Below are 23,001 nucleotides of genomic sequence, written 5' to 3' on the forward strand. Positions count from 1 at the left end.
GTGCCTACCGCGAGTGAACAAGTCACCGATAGTGTCTAGAGTCCAGCGCTCAGCGAGGAGGCGATCATGACCGCAGCGGGTAAGCCGATCCGAGTCATCCAATGGACCACCGGCAATATCGGACGACGCTCGCTACACGCGATCATCGGCCGCGACGACATGGAACTGGTCGGTGTGTACGCGTACGGCGCCGACAAGGTGGGTGTGGATGCCGCCGAGCTGGCCGGTTGGCCCGAGCCCACCGGCATCAAGGCCACCAACTCCATCGACGAGCTCATCGCCCTGAAGCCCGATGCCTGCTGCTACAACCCGATCTGGCCCAGCGTCGACGAACTGGTCCGCCTGTTGGAGGCCGGCGTCAACGTCTGTTCCAGCGCCGCCTGGATCACCGGCGGCAAGCAGTCCCCCGAAGACCGGGAGCGCATCGAGAAGGCTTGCCAGACAGGCAATTCCACGATCTTCGGCAGCGGGGCGCATCCAGGCCTGACCAACATGATGGGCATGGTGCTGTCCAGCGCGTGCGAGAGCGTCGACGAGATCCGGATCACCGAGTCCGTCGACTGTGGAGTCTACGAATCGGCCGGAACCATGGCCGCGATGGGCTTCGGCAAGGACCCGGAGACGCCCGGGCTGGCCGAGAGTGTCCGGCTCGAGAGTGAAGTGTTCGCCGAGTCGGCGGCGATGATGGCCGACGCGATCGGTGCCAAGCTCGACCGGATCACCTTCGATGTCACGTTCACCCCGGCCACCGAGGACTCCGACCTGGGGTTCATGCAGATCCCCAAGGGCACCGTGGCCAGTGTCTACGGGTATCACCGCGGCTGGGTCGGCGACAAGAACGTCGTCAGCGTCGGATTCAACTGGATCATGGGCGAGCACGTCACCCCGCCGAAGCCGGTGGCGCACGGTCACGTGATCCAGGTGTTCGGGGTGCCCAACATGCGCACGGTGGTGTACTGCCTGCCGTCGAAGGACTGGAGCGAGGTCAGCCTCAACGGGCTCGGCATGATCTACACCGCGCTGCCGGTCACCAATGCGGTGCCCGCCGTGGTGGCCGCCAAGCCCGGCATCCTCACGCTCAAGGATCTGCCGCCGGTCACCGGGCGGTTCGCCGGCTGACGCCTGCCCCGGCGTCGTCGAGACCCTGATCGGCCCGGCCGGCCCCGTCGACGATGGCTCGCAGCGCCGCCACGTGACCGTCGAACGCCACCCGGCCGGCGTCGGTCAGCCTGGCGTGCACCTTGTGGCGGCTCCCGTCGAGCCGCCGCTCGGTGGCCACGTACCCGGCGTTCTCCAGAACTGACAGTTGCTTGGACAACGCCGAATCCGAAAGCCCCAGGGTCTCTTTGAGATAGGAGAACTCGGCCCAATCCGCGGCGGCCAACGTCGCCACCAGGGTCAGGCGCGTGCCGGGGTGGATCAGGTCGTCAAAGCGCGGCACCGTCGTCATGCATTGGTCCAGCGGCACAGGGTGCGCAGGATCTCCGGGCCGCCGAACCCGACGATCGCGGCGACGAACACCGCCGCGGCGATCCCGGCATGACGGGCCCCATCGGCGTGCAGCGCGAATCCCGCTCCGATCGTCAAGACCACGAGCGCGATCAGCATGCCGATCACCACCACCGGTATCCGCCGCCAGGCCGTGTCCGCGCTGACCTGCAGGCGATCCGTCCTGCGGCGACCGTCCAGACGGCGTGACGCGATCACGGAGTGGACGACACCGAATCCGAGTGTGGCGGCGATGACGAGCCATTGCGGACCGACATCGCCGATGACTCCGAGGAATACCCAGCCCGCCGCCAGCAGCCACCAGTACCACCGGGGCAGGCCGACTTCATCCGCGACCCGCGCCGTGGCGCGGTCGACGGCATCCAATGCGGCACGCGCGTCGGCCGGCGTCGTGCCTCCCATGGCCCCACCTTCACTTTCCCACATGGAAAGTAGACTCCACTTTCCAAGTAGGAAAGTCAAGGTTTCGCCCGGGCTGAAACTTCTACGCGTCGGCCACCGTGATGCAGGCGCCCACCGCGCCGCCACCGACATGCACGGCCAGCACTGCGCCCATGTCCGTCACCGCCAGCGACTGCAGGTTCGGCAACCGGTCGGTGAGTGCCGCCGCGATCTCCTCGGCGCCGTCCGGGTTGTCGACGTGGTGCACGACCACGCGCACGGCCCGGTCCCCCGCGGCTTCGGCGATCTGATCCACAAGTGCCGCATGCGCTTTCGATATCGTCCGGATGCGTTGGGAGAGCACCAGCCGACCGTCCACGTCGAGGTGCAGCAACGGCTTGAGTGACAGTGCGGTGCCCAACCACGATGCCGCCGCACCGATCCGGCCACTGCGCCGCAGGTTGTCGAGCCGATGCACCACGATGAACGCCTGACCGCGCGGGATCGCGGCACGCGCTGCCGCCTCCACCGTGTCGAGTGAGCCACCGGCCCGGGCCGATTCGGCGGCCGCCAGGGCGACGAACCCCACCCCCATGGCGGCAGCCCGGGAGTTCACCACCCGTACAGCCTGTCCGATCTCGCGGGCCACGGCCGCCGCGGTGCTGTAAGTGCCCGACAGCGCCGCCGAAATATGCACTGCGACAACACCGTCACCGTCGCTATCGGCCAGCGCCTGCCGATAGGTCTCGGCCAGATCGGCAGGCGACGCCCCGGACGTGGTGACGCGCGGCCGGTCATGGATGTCGGTCGGCATCGGGTCGATACCGTCGCGCAGGTCGTTGCCGTCGTCGAGGATGTGCAACGGCACCTGCCGGATACCCCATTGTTCGCACAACTCGGGCCGCAACCGCGCCGTCGAGTCGGTCACCACCATGACCGCCATCGTCAGTCGGTGGAATCCATTTGTGGCACACCGGCATCGGCAAGACCCTTGAGCATCAGCTCGGCCACCGCCCGGTGCGCTTCGAAATTCCAGTGGATGCCGTCGGGATTGCCACGCCCGCCCAGCACCTCGTCGGCCACCGCGGCCTTGAGATCCACCAACGGCACGTCATGCTCGGCGGCCCAGTCCGTGATCGCCCTGACCGTGGGCTCACGTCCGTGATGGGCCTTGCCGTACGTATCGGCGATGTGCACCGACGGCAGCGAGGCCACCACCGGAATGCCCGGTCGATTGAAATCGATGGCGTTGCGCGTCATCTCCAGATACTCCACTGTCACATGCGGTGGCAGTGCCGCCCGGGCGATCGGCGACAACCGCGGCTGAATCCAGCCGTAGCCGTCCCGCGCCCAGCGCCGCAACCAGGCCGGACGCACGTACCGGATCAGCTCGCGCAGCGCCGTCGGCAGCGGCGAGGGCAGCGAATCCATGCCGCTGGTGGCAAAGACCACGGCACCGGCGCGCGGCAACGCCGCCCACGCCCGCGGGTCCTGGGTCGAGGCCCACCAGACGTCGCGGGTGGTCCAGCCGATCCGGCCGATGAGTTCTACGTCCCAGCCCAGCTGCTCGGCCACGATGTTGGGCCAGATCCGTGGATCATCGGACGGCAGACCACCGGTGGGACCGAAATAGGACAGGGAGTCGGCGAAGACCAGCAGCACCGGCCTGCGGTCGGACGAGCGATCAGAGGACATCGTTGGCCACCTGCGCCGAGGCGTTCCACACATCCAGCCGCCATTTGATGTCGTCGAAATCTCCGTCGTCTTCGGAGTGCCCCGACAACTGAACCCAGCTGGCGTTACCCATACCGCCCAGCACCGGCCAGTTGTCCACCGGCAGGCCGAGCAGGCCGGCGGTCAGCGCCGCGATGAGCCCGCCGTGAGCGACGAGCACGACCGGACGGTCCGCTCCTCCCCCTGCCTGATCCAGACCCCAATCGGGTTGCCCGGCAACAAGTTCAGCAACAACCGGAACACTGCGTCCGGCCACGTCGACGCGGCTCTCGCCACCGTGCGGTGCCCACCGCGCGTCCTCACGCCACGCCACGCGGGCGCCCGGGGCCGCGGTGTCCACCTCCTGGTGCGTCAGCCCCTGCCAGTCCCCGAGATGCGTCTCCCGCAACCGCTTGTCCACGGCCACCGCAATCCCGGCGCGATCGCCGAGGGTCATCGCGGTATCCAGGGCACGCTTGAGATCCGAGGACACGATCAACAGCGGTTGACGCTTGGCCAGCACCTCGGCCGCCGCAGCGGCCTGGTCGCGGCCCAGATCGGACAACTCGGTGTCGAGCTGCCCCTGCATCCGGCTGCCCGCGTTGTACTCGGTCTGGCCGTGGCGCAACAGCACCAGCCGACGGACCCTCATCGCGCCCTCATTCCGTGATTTCCGGGTCCGCCGGACCACCAAGCTCGACCGGAACGGTCGGGCAGTCCCGCCACAGCCGTTCCAGGGCATAGAACTCCCGCTCGTCCTGGTGCTGGATGTGCACGACGATGTCCACGTAGTCGAGCAGCGTCCAGCGCCCCTCGCGGGTGCCCTCGCGGCGGGCGGGCTTGTAGCCGGCCAGCCGCATCTTTTCCTCGACCTCGTCGACGATCGCATTGACCTGACGCTCGTTGGAGGCCGACGCGATCACGAAGCAGTCGGTGATCACCAACTGCCCCGACACGTCGATGACGACCACATCGTCGGCCAGCTTGGCCGAGGCAGCCTGAGCGGCCACCGTCGCCATCGCCACGGCCTCAGCGGTGGCGCTCATCGAACCGGCTCCATGATGTGTTCACCCTTTCCGTCTGCGGAGTACAACCCGCGTTTGGCCACGTACTGCACCACGCCGTCGGGCACCAGGTACCAGATCGGCCGGTCTTCTTCGGCCCGCTTGCGACAGTCGCTGGACGAGATGGCCAGCGCGGGCACCTCGACCAATGTCAATGCGTCCGGCGGCAGCTCACGCAGCGCCGCCTCGATGTGTTCACCGTCCAACTCGTAGCCCGGCCGGCTGACGCCGACGAACCTCGCCATGGAGAACAGGTCCTCCCAGTTCTGCCAGGACAGAATGGAGGCCAGGGCGTCGGCTCCGGTGATGAAATACAGGTCGGCGTCGGCGTTGAGGTCACGCAGATCACGCAGGGTGTCCTTGGTGTAGGTCGCCCCGCCCCGGTCGATGTCGACGCGGCTGACCGAGAACCTCGGGTTGGACGCGGTGGCGATCACCGTCATCAGATACCGGTCCTCCGGCGCGCTGACCCGCCGGTCGTGTTTCTGCCAGGGCTGACCCGTCGGGACGAATACCACCTCGTCGAGATCGAACAGGTCGGCCACCTCACTGGCGGCGACCAGGTGCCCGTTGTGGATGGGATCGAACGTCCCACCCATCACACCCATCCTGCGCCGTCTAGCCACGAACAGGCAGCTTACGGCAGCGTTCACAAGCGGCGCGCAGGCTGCGGCACCGCGGCGCCACGATGGGCCGTGCTCAGACCGGCAGCAACCCGTCGATCACCGCGGCCAGTTGTTTGGCCGAGCGGCACTCGTGCATCGGGATGGTCTCGGCGTATTTCGGCGCCGCAGAATCGCCGCTGCCCCACAGATGCCTGGGCTCCGGGTTGAGCCAGTGGGCGTGCCGGCTGGACGACACGATGTGCGCGAGCAGACCGGTCTCCGGGTTGCGGTAGTTGTTGCGGCCGTCGCCCAGCACCAGCAGCGAGCTGCGCGGGGACAGCACGTTGGGGTACTTGTCCAGGAAGGACACGAACGCGTGCCCGTAGTCGGAGTGCCCGTCACGGGTGTAGACGCCGGCCTCGCGGGTGATGCGCTGCACCGCGACCGCCAGGTCGGACTCCGGCCCGAACATCTCGGTCACCTCGTCGGTGGTGTCGATAAATGCAAAGACCCGCACCCGGGAGAACTGCTGACGCAGCGCCGAGACCAGCATCAGGGTGAAGTGGCTGAACCCGGCGACCGACCCGGACACATCGCAGAGCACGACGAGCTCAGGACGGGCCGGATGCGGTTTCTTGAGCACGACGTCGATGGGCACCCCGCCGGTGGACATCGATTTGCGCAGGGTCTTGCGCAGGTCGATCTCCCCGGAACGGGACCGGCGGCGCCGGGCCGCCAGGCGCGTCGCCAACGTGCGCGCCAACGGCTGCACGGTCTTGCGCATCTGACGCAGCTGCTCACCGGACGCGCGCAGGAACTCGACGTTCTCGGCCAGCTGCGGCACTCCGTACATCTGCACGTGTTCACGGCCCAGTTGCTCGGCGGTGCGCCGCTTGGTCTCGGACTCGACCATCTTGCGGAGCTGGGCGATGCGCTGGGCGGCCAGGGCCTTGGCAATCTCCTCCTGGGTCGGCGTGGGTTCGTCGCCGTAGGGGGCCAGCAGCCCGGCCAGCAGCCGGCCCTCCAGATCGTCCAGGCTCATGGCCTTGAGCGCCTGATACGACGAGTAGGACGGGCCGCGGCTGGAGTTGTACCGGCCGTAGGCCTCGACGATCCGCGCGATCATCGCCGCCATCCGGTCGTCGAGGTTGGCCAGTTCCTCGTTGTCGGCCAGCATCTGCACCAACGCCTCGCGCATCGCCTCGATGTCCTCGGGCGGCAACTGGGGCCGATTCTCGTCGCCGGGGCCACCCTGCTCGTCGTCAGACAGCACGGTGCGATCGCCCAGAGCGGCGGGGAAGAACAGGTCGAACATCGCGTCATAGGTGTCGCGGTGATCGGGGCGGCGCAGCACTGCGCAGGCGATGCCCTCACGCAGTGCCTCACGATCACCCAACCCCAGCACGGTGATCACCCGGCCGGCATCCACCGTCTCCGACGGTCCGACCGAGATGCCTTGCCCGCGAAGCGCTTCGACGAACTCGACAAGGTGGCCAGGCAGGCCGTGCGGGGCCAGCGGCTGCGGCGGTCGAACCCGGCGGGGCACCATCAGTTCAGCTTCAGCTCGCCGGCCGCCCTGACCTGGTCGGACTGGTGTTTGAGCACCACACCGAGGGTGGCGGCGATCATCTCGTCGTCGATGGTGTCCAGACCGAGGGCCAGCACGGTGCGGCCCCAGTCGATGGTCTCGGCCACCGACGGCACCTTCTTGAGTTGCATGCCGCGCATCACGCCGATGATCTTCACCAGCTCTGAAGCGATGTGCTCGGGCAGTTCGGGGACCCGCGACAGCAGGATGCGCCGCTCCAGATCCGGATCCGGGAAGTCGATGTGCAGGAACAGGCAGCGCCGCTTGAGCGCCTCGGAGAGCTCACGGGTGGCGTTCGAGGTGAGCACCACGAACGGCGGCCGTTCGGCGGTGATCGTGCCGAGTTCCGGGACGGTGACTGCGAAGTCGGACAACACCTCCAGCAGCAGGCCCTCGATCTCGATGTCGGCCTTGTCGGTCTCGTCGACCAGCAGGACGGTCGGATCGGTGCGCTTGATCGCGGTCAGCAGCGGGCGGGTCAGCAGGAACTCCTCGCTGAACACGTCCATCTTGGTCTGGTCCCAGTCGCCGCCGTTTGCGTTCTGCCCGGCCTGGATCCGCAGGATCTGCTTGGCGTGGTTCCACTCGTAGAGCGCGCGAGCCTCGTCGACGCCCTCGTAGCACTGCAACCGCACCAGCTCCGAGCCCGTCGACTGGGCCACCGCGCGGGCGAGCTCGGTCTTGCCGACGCCTGCAGGACCCTCGACGAGCAACGGTTTGCCCAGCCGGTCGGCGAGGAAAACCGCTGTCGCGGTGGCGGTATCGGGCAGGTAGCCGGTCTCCGCCAGGCGCCGCGCGACATCGTCGATGTCGGCGAACAACGGAGCGGGGCGAGCGGGCACGCTCATGTGGTCTCCTGGTCTCTATCGGGTCGGCGGCTACGCCGGGCGGGTCTGACCGTCTCCCCACACGATCCATTTGGTCGAGGTCAGTTCGGGCAGGCCCATCGGTCCGCGGGCATGCAGTTTCTGGGTGGAGATGCCGATCTCTGCGCCGAAACCGAACTGCTCTCCGTCGGTGAACGCGGTGGACGCGTTGACCATCACCGCAGCCGCGTCCACCTGTTCGGTGAAACGCTGGGCCGCAGCAAGATCCGTTGTCACGATGGCCTCGGTGTGGCCGGTGCCGTACTCGTTGATGTGGGTGATCGCCCCGTCGAGCCCGTCGACCACCGCGACGGCGATCTCCATCGAGAGAAACTCGGTGTGCAGCTCCTCGTCGGTGGGATCGGCGTGCACGGTCACCCCGGCGTCGCGCAGCGCGGCGGTGAGCCGCGGCAGCGCGGTGTCCTGCAGCGCCTTGTCCACCAGCAGGGTCTCGGCGGCATTGCAGACGCTGGGACGGCGGGTCTTGGAGTTCAGCAGGATCTTCTCGGCCAGGTCGACATCGGCCGAGGAGTGAACGTAGACATGGCAATTGCCCACACCGGTCTCGATGGTGGGAACCTGGGCGTCGCGCACCACGGCCTCGATCAGGCCGGCTCCCCCACGCGGGATCACCACGTCGACCAGGCCGCGGGCCTGGATCAGGTGGGTGACGCTGGCGCGGTCATGGCTAGGCAGCAGTTGCACGGCGTCCAAGGGCAGACCGACCGATGCCAGGGCGGACCGCAGCGCGGTCACCAGGGCCTCGTTGGACCGGGCCGCCGACGAACTGCCGCGCAGCAGAGCGGCATTGCCCGACTTCAGGGTGAGCCCGAACGCGTCCACCGTGACATTCGGGCGGCCCTCGTAGACCATGCCGACCACGCCGAGCGGCACCCGCTGCTGACGCAGTTGCAGCCCGTTGGGCAGGGTGCGGCCCTGCAACACCTCACCGACCGGATCGGGCAACCCGGCGACCTGGCGCAGCCCTGCCGCGATGCCGTCGACCCGCTGCGGGTTGAGTGCCAGGCGGTCCAGCATCGCCTCGGGGGTACCCGACTCGCGAGCGGCCTCGACGTCGGCCGCGTTGGCGGCCAGGATCTCGTGGACATGGGCGAGCACGCTGTCGGCGGCGGCGTGCAGCGCGCGGTTCTTGGTCTCGGCGCTCAGAGTGCCCAAGGTGCGGGCGGCGATGCGAGCACGACGCGCGGCCTCGTGCACCTGCTCGCGCAGGTCTGCTTGCGGCACCGTCGGCGACTGTGTCTGAACGCTCATCTAGCCAGCGTATCGGACCTGTTGACGCCCTTCGACAGGTGTCAGGCGCCCTGGGACGAGCACGCCGGGCTAGCCTTTTCGTTTATGGCCGCTGCGCGGGTTTGCGTCGTCGGGAGCATCAACGCCGACCTCACGTTCACTGTCGGAGCATTGCCGCGGCCGGGACAGACCGTGCTCGCGTCGTCCCTGGCGTCCGCGCCCGGCGGCAAGGGCGGCAACCAGGCGGTGGCGGCCGCGCGGGCGGGCGCCGAGGTGGCCCTGGTGGCCGCGCTCGGCGACGACGCCGCCGCCGCGAACCTGCGCGAGCATCTCCGGTCCAATGGGGTGGCGACCGACTCTGTGACATGCGTTCCCGGTCCGAGCGGATCGGCGGTGATCCTGGTCGATGGAGTCGGCGAGAACTGCATCGTGGTGGCGCCGGGCGCCAACGCCCGGCTCGAGGTGGACTCCGCCGCGGCGCGCACGGCCATCGTGTGGAGCGAGGTCGTGCTGATCCAGTTGGAGATCCCGGTGGCGACGGCGATCGCGGCGGCCCGGCTGGGCAAGGCTGCCGGGGCGGTCGTGATGCTCAACGCCTCACCGGGAGGCACCGCCGCCCATCAACTGCTCGCATTGTCGGAACTGGTCGACGTGGTGGTGGTCAACGAGACCGAGGCGGCCGAGTGGCACTGGCCGGTGCGGCATCTGGTGATCACCCGGGGCGCTCGAGGGGCCAGTTACGTGGGCGCCGACGAACGCTTCGACGTGCCGGCCCCCGCGGTGCGCGCGCTGGACACCGCCGGTGCCGGCGACGTGTTCGCCGGCGTGCTGGCTGCGGGCTGGACCGCAGGCCACGAGCAGGCCCTCCGCCGCGCATGCGCAGCCGGAGCGTTGGCCACCCTGGTGCGCGGGGCCGGTGACTGCGCCCCGTCGGCGTCCGACATCGACGCCGTCCTGACCCACTGAGACGGCCAACTGAAGCCGATACCGTTGGCGTTATAGTCGCCGACATGACCCAGGGAAACACTCCGCGACCACCCGAAGGCGACTGGCTCGGCACCCCGTACCTCAGGTTCGAGCGGCAGGGACCGTTCGGCGTGGTCACCCTGGACCGGCCCGAGGCCCGCAACGCGATGACGCCGGCCATGTACTTCGGCATCCGGTACGCGGTCACTCACGTCGAGGCGGACCCCGACCTGGCCGGCCTGCTGATCACCGGAACCGGGGACGTGTTCGCCCCCGGGGGCGACCTCGGCGGCGGTAACGGCGTCGACGACTGGATGAGCTTCGGCGCGGCCCTGTCGATGGACGTCACCCCGTTCGAAACCCTGCGCCAGTCAGTCAAACCGGTCGTGAGCGCGGTCAACGGCTTGTGTCAGGGCGGCGGGCTGCAGATCGCGATCTGCAGCGACATGGCCGTGATCAGCGACCGCGCCACATTCCGGGTGCCCGAGCTGTACCGCGGCATCGCCGACACGTACTACAGCCAGATGCTGGCCCGCCTGATCGGTCCGGTCCGCACTCGCGACCTGATGTTCACCGGCCGCACGCTCAATGCACAGGAAGCCGTCGACTGGGGCATGGTTGCCCGAGTGGTACCGCACGACGAATTACTACCTGCCGCAACAGAAGTACTCGCCCAATGCTGCCGGACGGCGCCCCGTGCCCGCGGGGTGGTCAAGTCCAGTCTGGACAGCTACCTGGGCCTCTACGACCGGATCGGCATGAAGGCCAGCTACAGCGGCGACGAGGCCGCCGAGGGATTTCGCGCCTTCAAGGCGCGCCGCTCCCCGGAGTGGGTCCACCCGGACCTGCGTACCGAGGGCCGGCTCTAAACGCTGACCAGGTCCTCCCTGTCAGCCGTCGCGGGCTGCACATTGGCTCCGGGCCCCGCGGTCGGCAGGGACACCTCCACACCGGAGATGTCGATGACGCCGAACTGGGTGAAGTTGAGGAACGGCGTCGCCGAGGTGGTGATCTGCACCGTGGCGGTATGTCCGGGCTCCAGCGTGTAGGCCAAGGCCTCCATCGGAATGGTGACGGTGTGCTCCTTCCCGTCGAGCGTGACCGGAATCGGCGTGACCACGTTGCCGATCACCTGGCCGGTCTGATCGTCGACGATCTGGGCGTAGACGTGGCGGCTGGTGCCGATGCCGGAGTACGTCATCGTCAGCTCGGGTGCACCGACGATCTGGGTGTTGGTGTCCGACGGCGCGGTCACCTTGACGTTCACCGCGTTGGCGGCCTTCGTGCCGTCCCCGAGACCGAACGGGATCCCCGCCGCGCCCGGTCCGGAACCGCCGAGGATCGGGACGATTCCGAGCAGCCCGCCGCTGCCCGCCGCGCTGACCGGGGTCCCGGTGAAATTCGGGTCGGTCGGCAGCAGGTCGGACGTGTAGTGATCGCCGTTCTGGTCGATCCACTGAAACTTGGGGAGTCCGTCGTCCACGGCCTCGCCCTTGTGCCTGACGTAGGTGTCCAGCCAGCTCATCGTCGCGGACTCGACCATCTCGGTGCTGTCGCCGGCCGGGGTTTCGCAGTTGCCGTGACCGCCGCAGAACCACACCATCTTCACCGGCACGCCGTTGGCGTCCAGGATCTGCGCGTTGTCCATCGCCTGCTGCAGCGGGAACAACACGTCGACGGTGCCCTGGATGATGAGCGTCGGCGCGGTGACCTTGTTGACCAGCGCGGTCGGGCCACTGCTGGCCAGCAGGGCTTGCTGCTCAGGGGTCAGGATGCCCAGCAGCCCACCGGTGAGGATGCCGCTGTACAGCTGGCTGTTGATGTTCGCCCCCGATGTCACCAAGGACAAGAGCAGCAGCGCCGCATACGACGTCTTGAACGCCTCGTTGGGATAGAGCGAACTGTTCAGCGAGTTCCACGAGATCGTCGGGACGATCGCGTCGATCCGGTTGTCGGTGCCCGCGGCCACCCACTGGATGCCTCCGCCGTACGACGGGCCCACCATGCCCATCCGAGGATCATTGGCGGCGTCGAGTTGCGTGCCCGGCCGTTTGGCCACGTAGTCGATCATGGCCGACACGTCGCGACCCTCGAAGAACGGATTGTCGAGCTGCAGGATCCCGCCCGAGTCGTGCTCGCCGCGCGAATCCCAGGTGACGACGTTGTAACCTGCGTCGCGGAACGTGCCGACGCCGGTGGCTCCACCGGAGTACGGGTTCGTGTCGCCCGCACTCGACAGGCCCGCGCCACTGAAGATGGTCGGCGCCTCCTCCCCCGCCTGAAGGCCCGACGCCGGGAAGTAGTTCATGCTGATCGGAGTGCCGTCGAAGGACGTCACCTTGACCGTGTAGGCCACCGGGGTGCCCGCCGGCGCCAGCGCACCGACGTCCACGTTGACGTCCACCATCTCCGACTTTCCGATGAGCGGCGCCAACAGGTCGTTGACGATCGGCACCTGATGCACGATCACCAGCACCTGCGGCACGAACGATCCCACGATCGGAATCTGTTGCAGCGCAGCATCGAACGCGGTGGTCTCGGCGACCAGGACGGTGAACTTCTCCGTGCCGCCGCTGTCGACGACGGTGGCATAGGGCAGGAACGTGAAGGTGCCGTTGGCCGAGTCGAGCCGGACCTTGCCGCCCGCGCTCGGGTCGCCGATCACGGTGTAGGTGAGCGGCAGACCGGCGGAACTCGTGGCTCCCGTGGAGCCGTGGATGATGCCGTCGGTGATGCCGACCGACGGACTGGCCGTGATGCCACCGGTGGCGCTCACGGACGGTGACACGGCGGCCGCGGAGAACTCCCGGCGTGCGGCCGCAAGCAAAACCCATCCGGCAGGCGAATCGGTCGACGGCGCGGTCGGCGAGTTTCCGGCCAGAGTCCTGGCGATGTCGTTGACGACGGTCTCGATGAGGCCCCGCACCGGAGCCACCTGCACGGCCGGTGGCGGTGCCGCCTCGGCCTTGGCCGTGACCGCCGGGGTCGCTGTGGTTTCGTCGGCCGGGCCGGAGTCGATGCTCTCGGTCGTCGACTCGACGGGCGCCGGGGTCTCGGCGTGATCCCGTAGGGGCCGCGGCAGGTTCGGCTTGACGAACGACAAGCCCCGCGCCGCCGGTGCTTCAGCGAGCACAGTGGCCCTGGGTTTTTCGATCGCCGGGGCGTTTTGTCCGTTGCCGCTGCCGCCGTGCCGGTTCAGTCCGGCTTCGATCTTGGCCTGAGCCTCCGACAGCCGGTCGGTGATCGATTGCACGACATCGGACTTCGGCGTCGTCGAGCTCGCGCGGTGGCGACCGGACTCACCGAGCTTGGTAGGCCGGTCCTTGATCGCCGCACGCACCGTCGCCGGTCGCGACGTGCGGGTGCTCTGCCGGTCCTTGGCGGCACCCTTGTTGGCCGCTTGGGCGGACGGCGAATCGGACGAGGTGTCGCTGGTACCGGGCGATGCCGAGGCCACCGGCGTACCCAGTGCCTGCCCACCCAGAACGACGGCCGACCCGACCCCGAGCGCAACCGCCAATCCGCCTACCCGACCGACGTACTTTGCAGCACCCAACGCGACCTCCTAGACCCGGCATTCGGCGATGCCGAACTGTGACCCGACGCACATTAGCGCGTCGCTGCGGCCCAGAAGGTTAGCTTGTCAATTTTTTGCGTCGTCAATTGGGAGAAGCCACACGGGCTGAGGAAAACTACTGCTCAGGGACGTTCCGCTCGATCTCGTCGAGCCAGATCCGCGCCGACATGTCCGACGGAGCCCGCCAGTCCCCACGCGGCGACAGCGAGCCGCCGTGCGACACCTTGGGCCCGTTGGGCAGCGCCGAACGCTTGAACTGCGAGAACGAATAGAACCGTTGGGCGAAGACCTGAAGCCAGTGCCGGATCTCGCCGAGCGAATACACCGGGCGCTTGTCCTCGGGGAACCCGGCGGGCCAATCGCCGTGGGCCGCGTCATGCCAGGCATGCCAGGCCAGGAAGGCCACCTTCGACGGGCGGAAGCCGTATCGCAGCACCTGGAACAACGAAAAGTCCTGCAGCGCATAGGGACCAACCTTGGCCTCGCTGCTCTGGATCTCCTCGTCCTCGCCGGTGGGCACCAACTCCGGGGTGATCTCGGTGTCGAGCACCGATTGGAGGACCTCATTGACTTCAGAGTCGTCGCCGCTGAACTGACCGGATGAGATCACCCACCGGATCAGATGCTGGATCAGGGTTTTCGGCACGCCGCCGTTGACGTTGTAGTGCGACATCTGGTCGCCGACACCGTAAGTCGACCACCCCAGTGCCAGCTCCGACAGGTCCCCGGTGCCGAGCACGATGCCGCCGCGCTGATTGGCCAGCCGGAACAGGTAATCGGTGCGCAGGCCGGCCTGGACGTTCTCGAACGTGACGTCGTAGACCTCCTCACCGCGACCGAACGGATGGTCCATCTCGGTGAGCATCAACTCGGCGGTCTTCTTGATGTCGATCTCTTCGAACGTCACCCCCAGCGCCCGGCTCAACCGGATCGCGTTGTTCTTGGTGCGGTCGCCGGTGGCGAAGCCGGGCAGGGTGAAGGCGAGAATGTCACTGCGCGGGCGGTTCTCCCGGTCCATCGCCCTGGCCGCCACGATCAGGGCATGGGTGGAATCCAGGCCACCGGACACCCCGATCACCACCTTGGGGTATTTCAGCGCCCGCAGCCGCTGCTCCAGCCCGGAGACCTGAATGTTGTAGGCCTCATAGCAATCCTGTTGCAGCCGTGCCGGATCCGCAGGCACGAACGGAAACCGCTCGATCTCGCGCCGCAACCCGATGTCACCTGTCGGCGGGTCGAGCTGGAACTCGATGCGACGGAACGTATCTACCTGGGCGCCATGATTTCTCGCGTTGTCGTCGAACGTGCCCATGCGCAGCCTCTCGGAACGCAACAGGTCCAGATCCACGTCGGCCACCGAGCGTCGTTCACCGCGCGGGAAGCGCTCACTCTCGGCGAGCAGCAGCCCGTTCTCCCAGATCATGGTCTGGCCGTCCCAAGCCAGGTCCGTCGTCGACTCCCCCTCGCCGGCCGCGGCGTACACATAGGCGGCCAGACACCGCGACGACGCCGAACGCGCCAGCAGCGCACGATCTTCGGCGCGGCCGACGGTGATCGGACTGCCCGAGAGATTCGCCAACACCGTCGCGCCGGCGAGCGCCGCCTGCGCGCTGGGCGGCACTGGGACGAACATGTCCTCACAGATCTCGACGTGCAGGACCAGCCCCGGTACGTCGGAGGCCACGAACAGCAGGTCCGGACCGAACGGCACCTCGGCGCCGGCCACCCGGATGGAGCCGCGGATATCGGCCCCGGATGCCATCTGCCTGCGCTCGTAGAACTCCCGGTACGTCGGCAGATAGGACTTGGGTGCCACACCGAGCACCGCGCCGCGGTGGATGACGACGGCGGTGTTGTAAATCCGGTGCCGGTACCGCAGTGGTGCGCCGACCACCAGCACCGGTGCCAGCACCACCGATGCCGCGACGATTTCGATGAGTGCCTGCTCCACCGACTCCAGCAGGGCATCCTGCATCAGGATGTCGTCGATCGAATAACCCGACAACGTCAACTCGGGGAACACCGCGACGGCCACCCCGTCGTCGTGGCAGGCCTGCGCCAACCGGAGCACCGATTCTGCGTTCGCCGGCGGATCCGCCAACGCCGTGTGGTGAGTGCAGGCGGCAACCCGCGCGAAACCGTGGTGATAGGCGCTGTAAAAGTCCATCGGGCCCATTGTCACCCGAAAAGTGTCAAGATCGGGCCACTGGGTACCAAATGACGCATGAGCGATACCGCCGTAGTCGTTGTAGACATGCTCAACAGCTATCAGCACGAGGATGCCGAACTGCTCGCACCCAACGTGGCGCCGATCATCGATCCGCTGGTCGGGCTGATCAAGAGCGCTCGCGACCGCGACGACATCGATCTGATCTACGTCAACGACAACTACGGCGATTTCACCGCCCAGTTCAGTGACATCGTCGAGGCCGCGCTGGCCGGTGAGCACCCGGATCTGGTCCGGCCGATCGTCCCGGCGGACGACTGCCTGGTACTGACCAAGGTGCGCCACAGCGTGTTCTATGCGACTGCGCTGGACTACCTGTTGGGCCGGTTGGGCACCCGCCGGCTGATCCTGGCCGGCCAGGTTACCGAGCAGTGCATCCTCTACAGCGCTCTGGACGCCTATGTGCGACATTTCGACGTGGTGATCCCGTCCGACGCGGTCGCGGGCATCGACGCCGGCCTGGGCGAGGCAGCGCTGCAGATGATGCGGCGCAACATGAGCGCCGAGATCGTCTCCGCCGCCAAATGCCTGGACTGACGGGCGGCCTATCCTGGCGAGGGTGGATGCTCCCGAACTCGTCGCCCTCCTGGAGGGACGCCGCGTCGCGGTGCTGACGGGAGCCGGGATGTCGACCGATTCGGGCATCCCCGACTACCGCGGCCCCGATTCCCCGCCCAGCAATCCGATGACGATCCGACAGTTCACCTCTGATCCGGAGTTCCGTCAGCGGTACTGGGCCCGCAATCATGTGGGCTGGCGCCACATGGACGAGACACTGCCGAATGCCGGGCATCGCGCCTTGGCCGCGCTGGAAGACGCCGGGGTGGTGAGTGGACTGATCACCCAGAACGTCGATCTTCTGCACAGCAAGGCCGGAAGCCGGTCGGTGGTCAACCTGCACGGCACCTATGCACAGGTGATCTGCCTGGACTGCGGCGCGACGATGGGTCGCGACGAGCTGGCCGACGCACTGGAGACGGCCAATCCCGGCTTCATCGAACGCGCCGAGGCGGTCGGCGGCATCGCAGTGGCACCCGACGCCGACGCCGTGGTCAGCGACACCGATTCGTTCACCATCGTGGACTGCCCGGGCTGTGCGGGCATGCTCAAACCGGACATCGTCTACTTCGGCGAGAGTGTCCCGAAAGATCGCGTCGAGCAGGCGTATTCGATGGTCGAGGACGCCGAGGCACTGTTGGTCGCGGGCTCCTCGCTGACGGTGTACTCCGGCTATCGATTCGTCCGGCACGCAGCCGCGCACGACATCCCGGTGGGGATCATCAACCGCGGCCCCACCCGCGGCGACGACCTGGCCACAGTCAAGGTCGAAGCCGGCTGTTCGGAGATGTTGACCCTGTTGGCCGGTGAACTCAGAACGTGGTCCGCCAAACCTGTTGCCGGGTAATGGTTCTCCTCCTCAGAGAGGAGGCCGGTTCGCAGACCGAAAGCGAGCGTTTACAGTGCCGCGTAACCGGCGTCTACTGGTAGACAGCGGTACAGATGAGGTCGGACGATGGATGTCCACACAGCACGCCAAGCGATGCCTGCCCTGAACCTCCATGCCTGAGGCGTTGGAGACCATGATCGTGCCGATCACCGCGATGTTGCGCAGCCTGACATACGGAGAGCCGGTGGCCAGTCGAGCTGCCGACCGGCGGTGGGCCAACGACAGAATTCGCCGTAGAAAGCGATTCACCGACAGTTGTCGAGACAACCGACTGGCACACCAGCGGCGCTGCGACAAACCCAACAACGACAGCGATATTCGCCAGCACTACGCATCTTCCGACTAGCACCGATCATGGTGCCGGCAACGGTACGGCCCGGGGGCAGCAGACCTCATCCGGCCCGGCTTGTGACCGGCGATCGCCCAGGTGGCGTAGGCTCAGACCTATCGGCGGTACTCCGTACACGCGACTTTTCGAGTGTGTCACCGCTGATTCTCAGGATAGGGCCGAATCCGGCCAAGACAGGAGCGTCGCGATGACGCCGCAGCAGACTCGTAAGAATGATCAGAACTCGACCGTGCCCGCGCACACACCACGGTTGCGATTAAAACCCAAGTCGCCCCGAAGCGGACACGTCGACGGGGCATGGTGGCCGCACTCCGATGACCTCACCACCGAATTGCCAGATCTGCTGGCGGTGCTCTCGGTACGCCTGGGCCGGATCGAGCGGGTGTTATATCACCTGACGGCATGGGCCAGTGCCCCACGCAAACTCGTCACCGGTGGACACACGCTACGCCTGGACGGCTACCAGCTTCAGCCGATCAACACGATCGAGATTCTCGGCCTCGGCGGCGAACGCCTCACTTTGCTGGTGATCCCGCCACACACCAGCCCCGACGACGCTCACACCGCCATGATGTCCGCGGCGGAACCGAACAACGCCGCCAGTACCGACGGATTGCTCATGACCAGTGAGCGCGACCGGGCATGGCGCACACAGGCTTCCAACGCTCAAAAACGCTGGGGATCAACTGGTGGCACCACAATGTCCCGAGAGCGCATGCAGAGCTAGCGCAGTTCGCGGCATTGGATACGTCATCGAACCGGCGAGCTCAGAACGTGCACGGCATCGACCGGATAGCGTGCACGAAGTTGCCCGCCAGATAGGCCGGCTCACCCGCGGCGATGTCGGGCAGCTGGTACAGCAGCTCGCCGAAGATCGCCCGCAACTGTGTCCGGGCAACGTGTGCGCCCAGGCAGAAGTGACGGCCGCCGCCCCCGAATCCCAGGTGCGGGTTGGGCTTACGGCTCAGATCGAAGACCTCGGGCCGGTCGAACACTTCGGAATCCTGGTTGCCCGAGGCGTAGAACATCACCACCTTCTCCCCCGCCAGGATCTGCTGCCCACCGAGTTCGACGTCGACGGCCGCGGTGCGGCGGAACGTCATCACCGGGGTCGCCCACCGCACGAACTCCTCGACCGCTCCGCCGATCCGGTCGTCGAAATCGGCCATGAGCCAGGCCCGTTGGTCGGGATGGTCGGTCAGTGCCTTGAGCGCGTGGCTGGTGGTCTGGCGGGTGGTGTCGTTGCCCGCCACCGCCAGTAGGACGAAGAACGCCGCGACCTCGGCGTCGGTGAGCCGGTCCCCGTCGACCTCGGCGTGAACCAGTGCGCTGATCAGATCGTTGCCCGGGTTCTCCCGACGTTCCGCGGCAAGTGCGTTCGCCACCTGATGCAGGTACATCTGGTTCTGCATCAGCACCTCGAGCGGGTGGCGCCCGGCCAGGTAGACCGGGTCGGCCCAGGACACCAGCGCGTCGGCGGCATGCGCCACCCGCTGACGCTCGGACTCGGGGATGCCGACCATGTCCGACAACGTGCGGATCGGTAGTTCCTTGGCGCACTGATCGACGAAGTCCACCCCACTGCCGACTTCTTTGAGCTCGGCCACGATCTGACGGGCGTTGTCCTTGATCGAGTCTTCGATGCGGGCCACCTGCCGGGGCGTGAATGCGGCGTGGACCAGTTTGCGGATCAGCGTGTGCCGTGGCGCGTCCATCGCCAGGAAGGACTGTGACGCCTCGAGCAACTCCTCCGGAACGGACTCGAACAACACCCCTTTGCCCGACAGGAATGTCTCGCTGTCACGGCTCACCGCCACGATGTCCACGTGCCGGGTGACCGCCCAGAACCCGCGATCGTCGGGATCCGGCATGAGCGCGTCCTCGACGGGCGGATGCCAACTGACCGGGCGGGAGGCACGTAGCTCGGCGAAGGCGACCTCGCGATCAGCGGCCGTGGTGGCCCAGAACACCCGTGAGGACAGGTCGATCGGGTCGTAGGGGCGGGCCGCAGCAGGCCAGGAAGCAGCAGATGTGATGGGCGACACAGTCATGGTGGTGACGATAAGTCTAGACACTATGTCTAGTCAAGGTGTGTCGCGTTCCGATACGCTGGGCCCATGCCATCGGTAACGCGAAAACCGCAGGCCAAAAGGGAGGAACGGCGCGAGCGGATCGAACGCCAACTGCTCGACGCCACCGACCGGCTGATGGCCGACGGCACCAGCTTCACCGAACTCAGCGTGGACAGACTGGCCACCGAGGCCGGGATCTCCCGGGCCAGCTTCTACATCTACTTCGAGGACAAGGGTCATCTGCTGCGCCGGCTGGCCAGCCAGGTGTTCGGCGATCTCACCCGCGCTGCCGAGCGGTGGTGGGGCGTCGCTGGCCGCCGCAACCCCGCCGACGTCCACGCCGCCATGTCCGGCATCGTCGCCAGCTATCGGAGCCATCAGCCGGTGCTGATCGCGCTCAACGAGATGTCGGGTTATGACCCACTGGTCGGGCAGACCTACCGTGAACTGCTGACCGGGATCGCCGACCAGCTCACGAAAGTGATCGAGGACGGGCAGTCCGACGGGACCATCCGGCCGCAACTGCCTGCCGCCGTCACCGCGAGCACGCTGACCTGGATGGTGGAACGGACCTGCCACCAGAATCTGCCGTCACACCCGGCCTCCTACGACGCCGAGCTGGCCGACACGCTCACCGAGATCATCTGGGGCGCCCTGTATCTGGAGTCCCCGCCCCGGTGATTTCGGTGCATCTGGCGCCGGTCGGCTCCGGTGCATGCTCCCAAATCGCTAGAGAGCGACCAGATCGTCGGCGTGCACCGCGGGCCGGCGCAGTTCGGCTGGCAGATCAGGCGTCGAGCGGCCGATGATTGCGGCCAGCTCCGACGCCTCGTAGGCGACCACGCCACGCGCGACCGTCTGGCCGTCCAACGCCCGGAGATCCACCACATCGCCGCCGTGGAAGTGACCGGACACCTCGGTGATTCCGGCAGGCAGCAATGAACGCCGCTGCTTGACGACCGCCCGCACCGCACCGTCGTCGAGGGTCAACACACCGTGCGACTCCGCCGTGTGGCGAACCCAGAACCGCCGCGCCGACATCCGCCCTGGCCGCGGCGCGAACACCGTGCCCACCGAGGCGTCGCTCAGTGCCGCGGCCGCATCCGCGGCGGCGGCAAGCAGCACCGGCACCCCGGCATCGGCCGCCAGCAGGGCCGACGACAGCTTCGATGCCATGCCGCCGGTGCCCAGGTTGCTACCGCCGCCGGCGACCACCCCGTCGAGGTCCCCTTGCGCCCCGACCTCGGGAATGAAGCGCGCGTTCCCTTTTCGGGGATCAGAGTCGTACAGGCCGTCGATGTCAGACAGCAGGATCAGCGCGTCGGCGCCGACCAGCTGGGCCACCAGCGCCGAAAGCCGGTCGTTGTCACCAAACCTGATCTCGTTGGTGGCCACGGTGTCGTTCTCGTTGACGATCGCGACCGCGTGCAGGGCACGCAACCGGTCCAGCGTGCGCTGAGCGTTGTTGTGCTGCACCCGCATCGCGATGTCATGGGCGGTCAGCAGTACCTGCCCGACCGTGCGGCTGTAGACGGCGAAGGCCGAACTCCAGGCGTTGACCAGGGCCACCTGTCCGACGCTGGCGGCCGCCTGCTTGGTAGCCAGATCGGTGGGGCGCTTGGACAGCCCGAGCGGCTCGATACCGGCGGCGATGGCACCCGACGACACGATCACCAGGTCGGAACCGGCCCGCATCCGACCCTCGATGGCCTCGACCAGGACCGCGAGGCGGCCCGCATCGAAGACACCGGAGGGGGTGGTCAGCGCAGTGGTGCCGACCTTGACGACGACACTGCGAGCGGTCCGAATCGCTTCCCGGTGTACCGAGGGCGCCGAGCCTGCGCTCGTCACTCGTCTTCACTCCCGGGCTGGCGCCGTTCACGACGCGCGGCCTTGCGCTCGGCGGCGCCGATGCGGTCGGTCTGCTCGAGCCGGATGTCTGTGCCACGTCCGGTGAGCGGCATGTCGACGCCGGCAGGAGTCTGCGGTTCCCAGTCGAAGGTCATATCGCCGATGGTCACGGCGCAGCCGGGCTTGGCGCCCTTCTTCCACAAGGCGTCCTCGACACCCAACCGCGCCAACCGGTCACCGAGGTAACCGACGGCCTCGTCATTGTCGAAGTTGGTCTGGGCGATCCAGCGCTCGGGTCGGGTACCTCGCACGATGAACCCGCCGTACCCGTCGGTCTCGACGGTGAAGCCGCTGTCGTCGACGGCGATCGGGCGGATCACCGGACGCCTCGGCACCACCTCGGGTTGCGCATCGCGATACGCCTTCACCATCTCCCACAACGCAAAGATCAACGGCCGCAAGCCATCACGGCTGACCGTCGAGATCTCATACACCGGCCAGCCGAACTGCGACTGCACTTCTTCACGCACGAAGTCGGCAAGCTCGCGGGCGTCGGGAACGTCGATCTTGTTGAGCACCACCGCACGTGGCCGCGACGCCAGGTCACCCAACGCGGAATCGCCCTGCAGGGTCGGGGTGTACGCCGCGAGTTCCGCCTCCAGCGCCTCGATATCGGAGATCGGGTCACGCCCGGGCTCCATGGTGGCGCAATCCACGACATGCACGAGCACCGCGCAGCGCTCAAGGTGCCGAAGGAATTCCAGGCCCAGACCACGCCCCTCGGACGCACCGGGGATCAAGCCGGGAACGTCGGCGACGGTGAAGGTGTTTTCGCCGGCCGACACCACACCCAGGTTGGGCACCAGTGTGGTGAACGGGTAGTCGGCGATCTTGGGCTTGGCCGCCGAGATGGTCGACACCAGAGACGATTTTCCTGCCGACGGGAAACCGATCAGGCCGACATCGGCGACGGTTTTCAGCTCGAGCGTGAGATCCCGGGTCTGGCCCTTCTCACCGAGCAGCGCGAAGCCGGGTGCCTTGCGGGCCCGGGAAGCGAGTGCGGCGTTACCGAGTCCCCCGCGACCACCGGCCGCCGCCTCGAACCGGGTACCGGCACCGACCAGGTCCGCCAGCATGCGGCCGTTCTCGTCCAGCACCACGGTGCCGTCCGGCACGCGCACGATCAGATCGTCGCCGGCCGCGCCGTCACGATTGCTGCCCGCGCCCTGCTTACCCGAGGGCGCGACGACATGCGGATGGAAATGAAAGTCGAGCAGGGTGTGAACCTGCGGATCGACGACGAGCACGATACTGCCACCGTGACCACCGTTGCCGCCGTCAGGGCCACCGAGTGGTTTGAATTTCTCGCGGTGCACCGACGCGCAGCCGTGGCCGCCGTTGCCTGCACTCGCATGGATGACGACGCGGTCGACAAACCGTGGCATCAGACATCCTCTCCGTCGAATGTGAAGCTATCGCGAAAGTCCTATCGAGAACTCGCAGCTGCTTCACATTCGCGGAGAATCCTCTGAGTC

At 67.3% G+C, this 23,001-nt stretch carries 23 protein-coding genes; 8 read left to right on the top strand and 15 right to left on the bottom strand.

Annotated features, from left to right (window positions below; translation table 11 throughout):
* The first annotated feature begins 66 nt into the window (after positions 1-66).
* A complete protein-coding gene (locus A5779_RS13025; protein WP_064882475.1) occupies positions 67-1,119 on the top strand; it encodes an NAD(P)H-dependent amine dehydrogenase family protein in 1,053 nt (350 codons plus the stop codon).
* On the opposite strand, the gene A5779_RS13030 is transcribed toward A5779_RS13025, so the two are convergent.
* The 10 genes from A5779_RS13030 to A5779_RS13075 all read right to left on the bottom strand — a co-directional run bounded on the left by A5779_RS13030 (position 1,097) and on the right by A5779_RS13075 (position 8,998).
* The gene (locus A5779_RS13030) at positions 1,097-1,450 is read right to left on the bottom strand and encodes a winged helix-turn-helix domain-containing protein (protein WP_064882545.1); all 354 of its coding nucleotides are present in this window, start codon (positions 1,448-1,450) and stop codon (positions 1,097-1,099) included. The genes A5779_RS13025 and A5779_RS13030 overlap by 23 nt on opposite strands.
* Complete coding sequence (locus A5779_RS13035; protein ID WP_064882477.1) at positions 1,447-1,911, bottom strand: hypothetical protein; 465 nt, start codon at positions 1,909-1,911, stop codon at positions 1,447-1,449. Before A5779_RS13035 ends, A5779_RS13030 begins: the two co-directional genes overlap by 4 nt.
* A gap of 82 nt (positions 1,912-1,993) precedes the next feature.
* A complete protein-coding gene (locus A5779_RS13040; RefSeq protein ID WP_064882479.1) occupies positions 1,994-2,833 on the bottom strand; it encodes a DegV family protein in 840 nt (279 codons plus the stop codon).
* Between the two features lie 2 nt (positions 2,834-2,835).
* Positions 2,836-3,585 carry a diglucosylglycerate octanoyltransferase gene (gene octT, locus A5779_RS13045; protein ID WP_064882480.1) on the bottom strand — a complete coding sequence of 250 codons (750 nt, stop codon included), beginning with the start codon at positions 3,583-3,585 and terminating at the stop codon, positions 2,836-2,838.
* Positions 3,575-4,255: a glucosyl-3-phosphoglycerate phosphatase gene (gpgP, locus tag A5779_RS13050; RefSeq protein ID WP_064882482.1), complete on the bottom strand. Its 681-nt coding sequence runs from the start codon at positions 4,253-4,255 to the stop codon at positions 3,575-3,577. The genes octT and gpgP overlap by 11 nt, the downstream gene beginning before the upstream one ends.
* Positions 4,256-4,262: 7 nt before the next feature.
* Positions 4,263-4,649 (bottom strand): ribosome silencing factor, encoded by a 387-nt coding sequence (gene rsfS / locus A5779_RS13055; RefSeq protein ID WP_064882484.1) that lies wholly within the window; start codon positions 4,647-4,649, stop codon positions 4,263-4,265.
* The gene (gene nadD, locus A5779_RS13060) at positions 4,646-5,293 is read right to left on the bottom strand and encodes a nicotinate-nucleotide adenylyltransferase (protein WP_110777252.1); all 648 of its coding nucleotides are present in this window, start codon (positions 5,291-5,293) and stop codon (positions 4,646-4,648) included. Before nadD ends, rsfS begins: the two co-directional genes overlap by 4 nt.
* A gap of 73 nt (positions 5,294-5,366) precedes the next feature.
* Entirely contained in the window at positions 5,367-6,821 is a 1,455-nt protein-coding gene (locus A5779_RS13065) for a vWA domain-containing protein (RefSeq protein ID WP_064882487.1), read from the bottom strand.
* Positions 6,821-7,708 carry an AAA family ATPase gene (locus tag A5779_RS13070; protein ID WP_055115554.1) on the bottom strand — a complete coding sequence of 296 codons (888 nt, stop codon included), beginning with the start codon at positions 7,706-7,708 and terminating at the stop codon, positions 6,821-6,823. Before A5779_RS13070 ends, A5779_RS13065 begins: the two co-directional genes overlap by 1 nt.
* Positions 7,709-7,738: 30 nt before the next feature.
* Complete coding sequence (locus tag A5779_RS13075) at positions 7,739-8,998, bottom strand: glutamate-5-semialdehyde dehydrogenase (RefSeq protein WP_064882488.1); 1,260 nt, start codon at positions 8,996-8,998, stop codon at positions 7,739-7,741.
* A gap of 84 nt (positions 8,999-9,082) precedes the next feature.
* Here A5779_RS13075 and A5779_RS13080 point away from each other — a divergent pair, with 84 nt between their 5' ends.
* Positions 9,083-9,943: a ribokinase gene (locus A5779_RS13080; RefSeq protein WP_064882491.1), complete on the top strand. Its 861-nt coding sequence runs from the start codon at positions 9,083-9,085 to the stop codon at positions 9,941-9,943.
* 44 nt (positions 9,944-9,987) lie between these two features.
* The gene (locus tag A5779_RS13085) at positions 9,988-10,812 is read left to right on the top strand and encodes an enoyl-CoA hydratase/isomerase family protein (RefSeq protein ID WP_064882493.1); all 825 of its coding nucleotides are present in this window, start codon (positions 9,988-9,990) and stop codon (positions 10,810-10,812) included.
* On the opposite strand, the gene A5779_RS13090 is transcribed toward A5779_RS13085, so the two are convergent.
* Together A5779_RS13090 and A5779_RS13095 are read right to left on the bottom strand one after the other, a co-directional pair.
* On the bottom strand, positions 10,809-13,499 hold the full coding sequence (locus tag A5779_RS13090; protein WP_064882495.1) for a CocE/NonD family hydrolase: 2,691 nt from the start codon (positions 13,497-13,499) through the stop codon (positions 10,809-10,811). The genes A5779_RS13085 and A5779_RS13090 overlap by 4 nt on opposite strands.
* Before the next feature lie 136 nt (positions 13,500-13,635).
* Positions 13,636-15,687 (bottom strand): NAD(+) synthase, encoded by a 2,052-nt coding sequence (locus A5779_RS13095; protein WP_064882549.1) that lies wholly within the window; start codon positions 15,685-15,687, stop codon positions 13,636-13,638.
* A 57-nt stretch (positions 15,688-15,744) separates the two neighbouring features.
* Between A5779_RS13095 and A5779_RS13100 the strand changes: the two genes are divergently transcribed.
* The 4 genes from A5779_RS13100 to A5779_RS13115 all read left to right on the top strand — a co-directional run bounded on the left by A5779_RS13100 (position 15,745) and on the right by A5779_RS13115 (position 18,270).
* Positions 15,745-16,284: a cysteine hydrolase family protein gene (locus A5779_RS13100; RefSeq protein WP_064882498.1), complete on the top strand. Its 540-nt coding sequence runs from the start codon at positions 15,745-15,747 to the stop codon at positions 16,282-16,284.
* Positions 16,285-16,306: 22 nt separating this feature from the next.
* A complete protein-coding gene (locus tag A5779_RS13105) occupies positions 16,307-17,152 on the top strand; it encodes an NAD-dependent protein deacetylase (RefSeq protein ID WP_064882500.1) in 846 nt (281 codons plus the stop codon).
* 154 nt (positions 17,153-17,306) lie between these two features.
* A complete protein-coding gene (locus A5779_RS13110; RefSeq protein WP_064882502.1) occupies positions 17,307-17,540 on the top strand; it encodes a hypothetical protein in 234 nt (77 codons plus the stop codon).
* Positions 17,541-17,730: 190 nt separating this feature from the next.
* Positions 17,731-18,270 (top strand): DUF5994 family protein, encoded by a 540-nt coding sequence (locus tag A5779_RS13115; protein WP_064882504.1) that lies wholly within the window; start codon positions 17,731-17,733, stop codon positions 18,268-18,270.
* A gap of 40 nt (positions 18,271-18,310) precedes the next feature.
* Here A5779_RS13115 and A5779_RS13120 read toward each other — a convergent pair whose 3' ends face one another.
* The gene (locus A5779_RS13120; protein ID WP_064882505.1) at positions 18,311-19,594 is read right to left on the bottom strand and encodes a cytochrome P450; all 1,284 of its coding nucleotides are present in this window, start codon (positions 19,592-19,594) and stop codon (positions 18,311-18,313) included.
* Positions 19,595-19,660: 66 nt separating this feature from the next.
* Here A5779_RS13120 and A5779_RS13125 point away from each other — a divergent pair, with 66 nt between their 5' ends.
* Positions 19,661-20,296 (top strand): TetR/AcrR family transcriptional regulator, encoded by a 636-nt coding sequence (locus A5779_RS13125; protein WP_064882507.1) that lies wholly within the window; start codon positions 19,661-19,663, stop codon positions 20,294-20,296.
* A 48-nt stretch (positions 20,297-20,344) separates the two neighbouring features.
* On the opposite strand, the gene proB is transcribed toward A5779_RS13125, so the two are convergent.
* Positions 20,345-21,466 (bottom strand): glutamate 5-kinase, encoded by a 1,122-nt coding sequence (gene proB, locus A5779_RS13130; RefSeq protein WP_064882509.1) that lies wholly within the window; start codon positions 21,464-21,466, stop codon positions 20,345-20,347.
* The gene (gene obgE, locus A5779_RS13135; RefSeq protein ID WP_064882511.1) at positions 21,463-22,911 is read right to left on the bottom strand and encodes a GTPase ObgE; all 1,449 of its coding nucleotides are present in this window, start codon (positions 22,909-22,911) and stop codon (positions 21,463-21,465) included. Before obgE ends, proB begins: the two co-directional genes overlap by 4 nt.
* Positions 22,912-23,001: the final 90 nt, after the last annotated feature.

The sequence above is a fragment of the Mycolicibacterium peregrinum genome (genome assembly GCF_001665625.1).
Taxonomy (GTDB): domain Bacteria; phylum Actinomycetota; class Actinomycetes; order Mycobacteriales; family Mycobacteriaceae; genus Mycobacterium; species Mycobacterium peregrinum_B.

What these genes read in the sequence shown, in the direction of transcription:
- A5779_RS13025 (WP_064882475.1), top strand. Translation starts at nt 67, where the DNA reads ATGACCGCAGCGGGTAAGCCGATCCGAGTCATCCAATGGACCACCGGC.
- A5779_RS13030 (WP_064882545.1), bottom strand. Translation starts at nt 1,450, where the DNA reads ATGACGACGGTGCCGCGCTTTGACGACCTGATCCACCCCGGCACGCGC.
- A5779_RS13035 (WP_064882477.1), bottom strand. Translation starts at nt 1,911, where the DNA reads ATGGGAGGCACGACGCCGGCCGACGCGCGTGCCGCATTGGATGCCGTC.
- A5779_RS13040 (WP_064882479.1), bottom strand. Translation starts at nt 2,833, where the DNA reads ATGGCGGTCATGGTGGTGACCGACTCGACGGCGCGGTTGCGGCCCGAG.
- octT (WP_064882480.1), bottom strand. Translation starts at nt 3,585, where the DNA reads ATGTCCTCTGATCGCTCGTCCGACCGCAGGCCGGTGCTGCTGGTCTTC.
- gpgP (WP_064882482.1), bottom strand. Translation starts at nt 4,255, where the DNA reads ATGAGGGTCCGTCGGCTGGTGCTGTTGCGCCACGGCCAGACCGAGTAC.
- rsfS (WP_064882484.1), bottom strand. Translation starts at nt 4,649, where the DNA reads ATGAGCGCCACCGCTGAGGCCGTGGCGATGGCGACGGTGGCCGCTCAG.
- A5779_RS13065 (WP_064882487.1), bottom strand. Translation starts at nt 6,821, where the DNA reads ATGGTGCCCCGCCGGGTTCGACCGCCGCAGCCGCTGGCCCCGCACGGC.
- A5779_RS13070 (WP_055115554.1), bottom strand. Translation starts at nt 7,708, where the DNA reads ATGAGCGTGCCCGCTCGCCCCGCTCCGTTGTTCGCCGACATCGACGAT.
- A5779_RS13075 (WP_064882488.1), bottom strand. Translation starts at nt 8,998, where the DNA reads ATGAGCGTTCAGACACAGTCGCCGACGGTGCCGCAAGCAGACCTGCGC.
- A5779_RS13080 (WP_064882491.1), top strand. Translation starts at nt 9,083, where the DNA reads ATGGCCGCTGCGCGGGTTTGCGTCGTCGGGAGCATCAACGCCGACCTC.
- A5779_RS13085 (WP_064882493.1), top strand. Translation starts at nt 9,988, where the DNA reads ATGACCCAGGGAAACACTCCGCGACCACCCGAAGGCGACTGGCTCGGC.
- A5779_RS13095 (WP_064882549.1), bottom strand. Translation starts at nt 15,687, where the DNA reads ATGGACTTTTACAGCGCCTATCACCACGGTTTCGCGCGGGTTGCCGCC.
- A5779_RS13100 (WP_064882498.1), top strand. Translation starts at nt 15,745, where the DNA reads ATGAGCGATACCGCCGTAGTCGTTGTAGACATGCTCAACAGCTATCAG.
- A5779_RS13110 (WP_064882502.1), top strand. Translation starts at nt 17,307, where the DNA reads ATGCCTGAGGCGTTGGAGACCATGATCGTGCCGATCACCGCGATGTTG.
- A5779_RS13115 (WP_064882504.1), top strand. Translation starts at nt 17,731, where the DNA reads ATGACGCCGCAGCAGACTCGTAAGAATGATCAGAACTCGACCGTGCCC.
- A5779_RS13120 (WP_064882505.1), bottom strand. Translation starts at nt 19,594, where the DNA reads ATGACTGTGTCGCCCATCACATCTGCTGCTTCCTGGCCTGCTGCGGCC.
- A5779_RS13125 (WP_064882507.1), top strand. Translation starts at nt 19,661, where the DNA reads ATGCCATCGGTAACGCGAAAACCGCAGGCCAAAAGGGAGGAACGGCGC.
- obgE (WP_064882511.1), bottom strand. Translation starts at nt 22,911, where the DNA reads ATGCCACGGTTTGTCGACCGCGTCGTCATCCATGCGAGTGCAGGCAAC.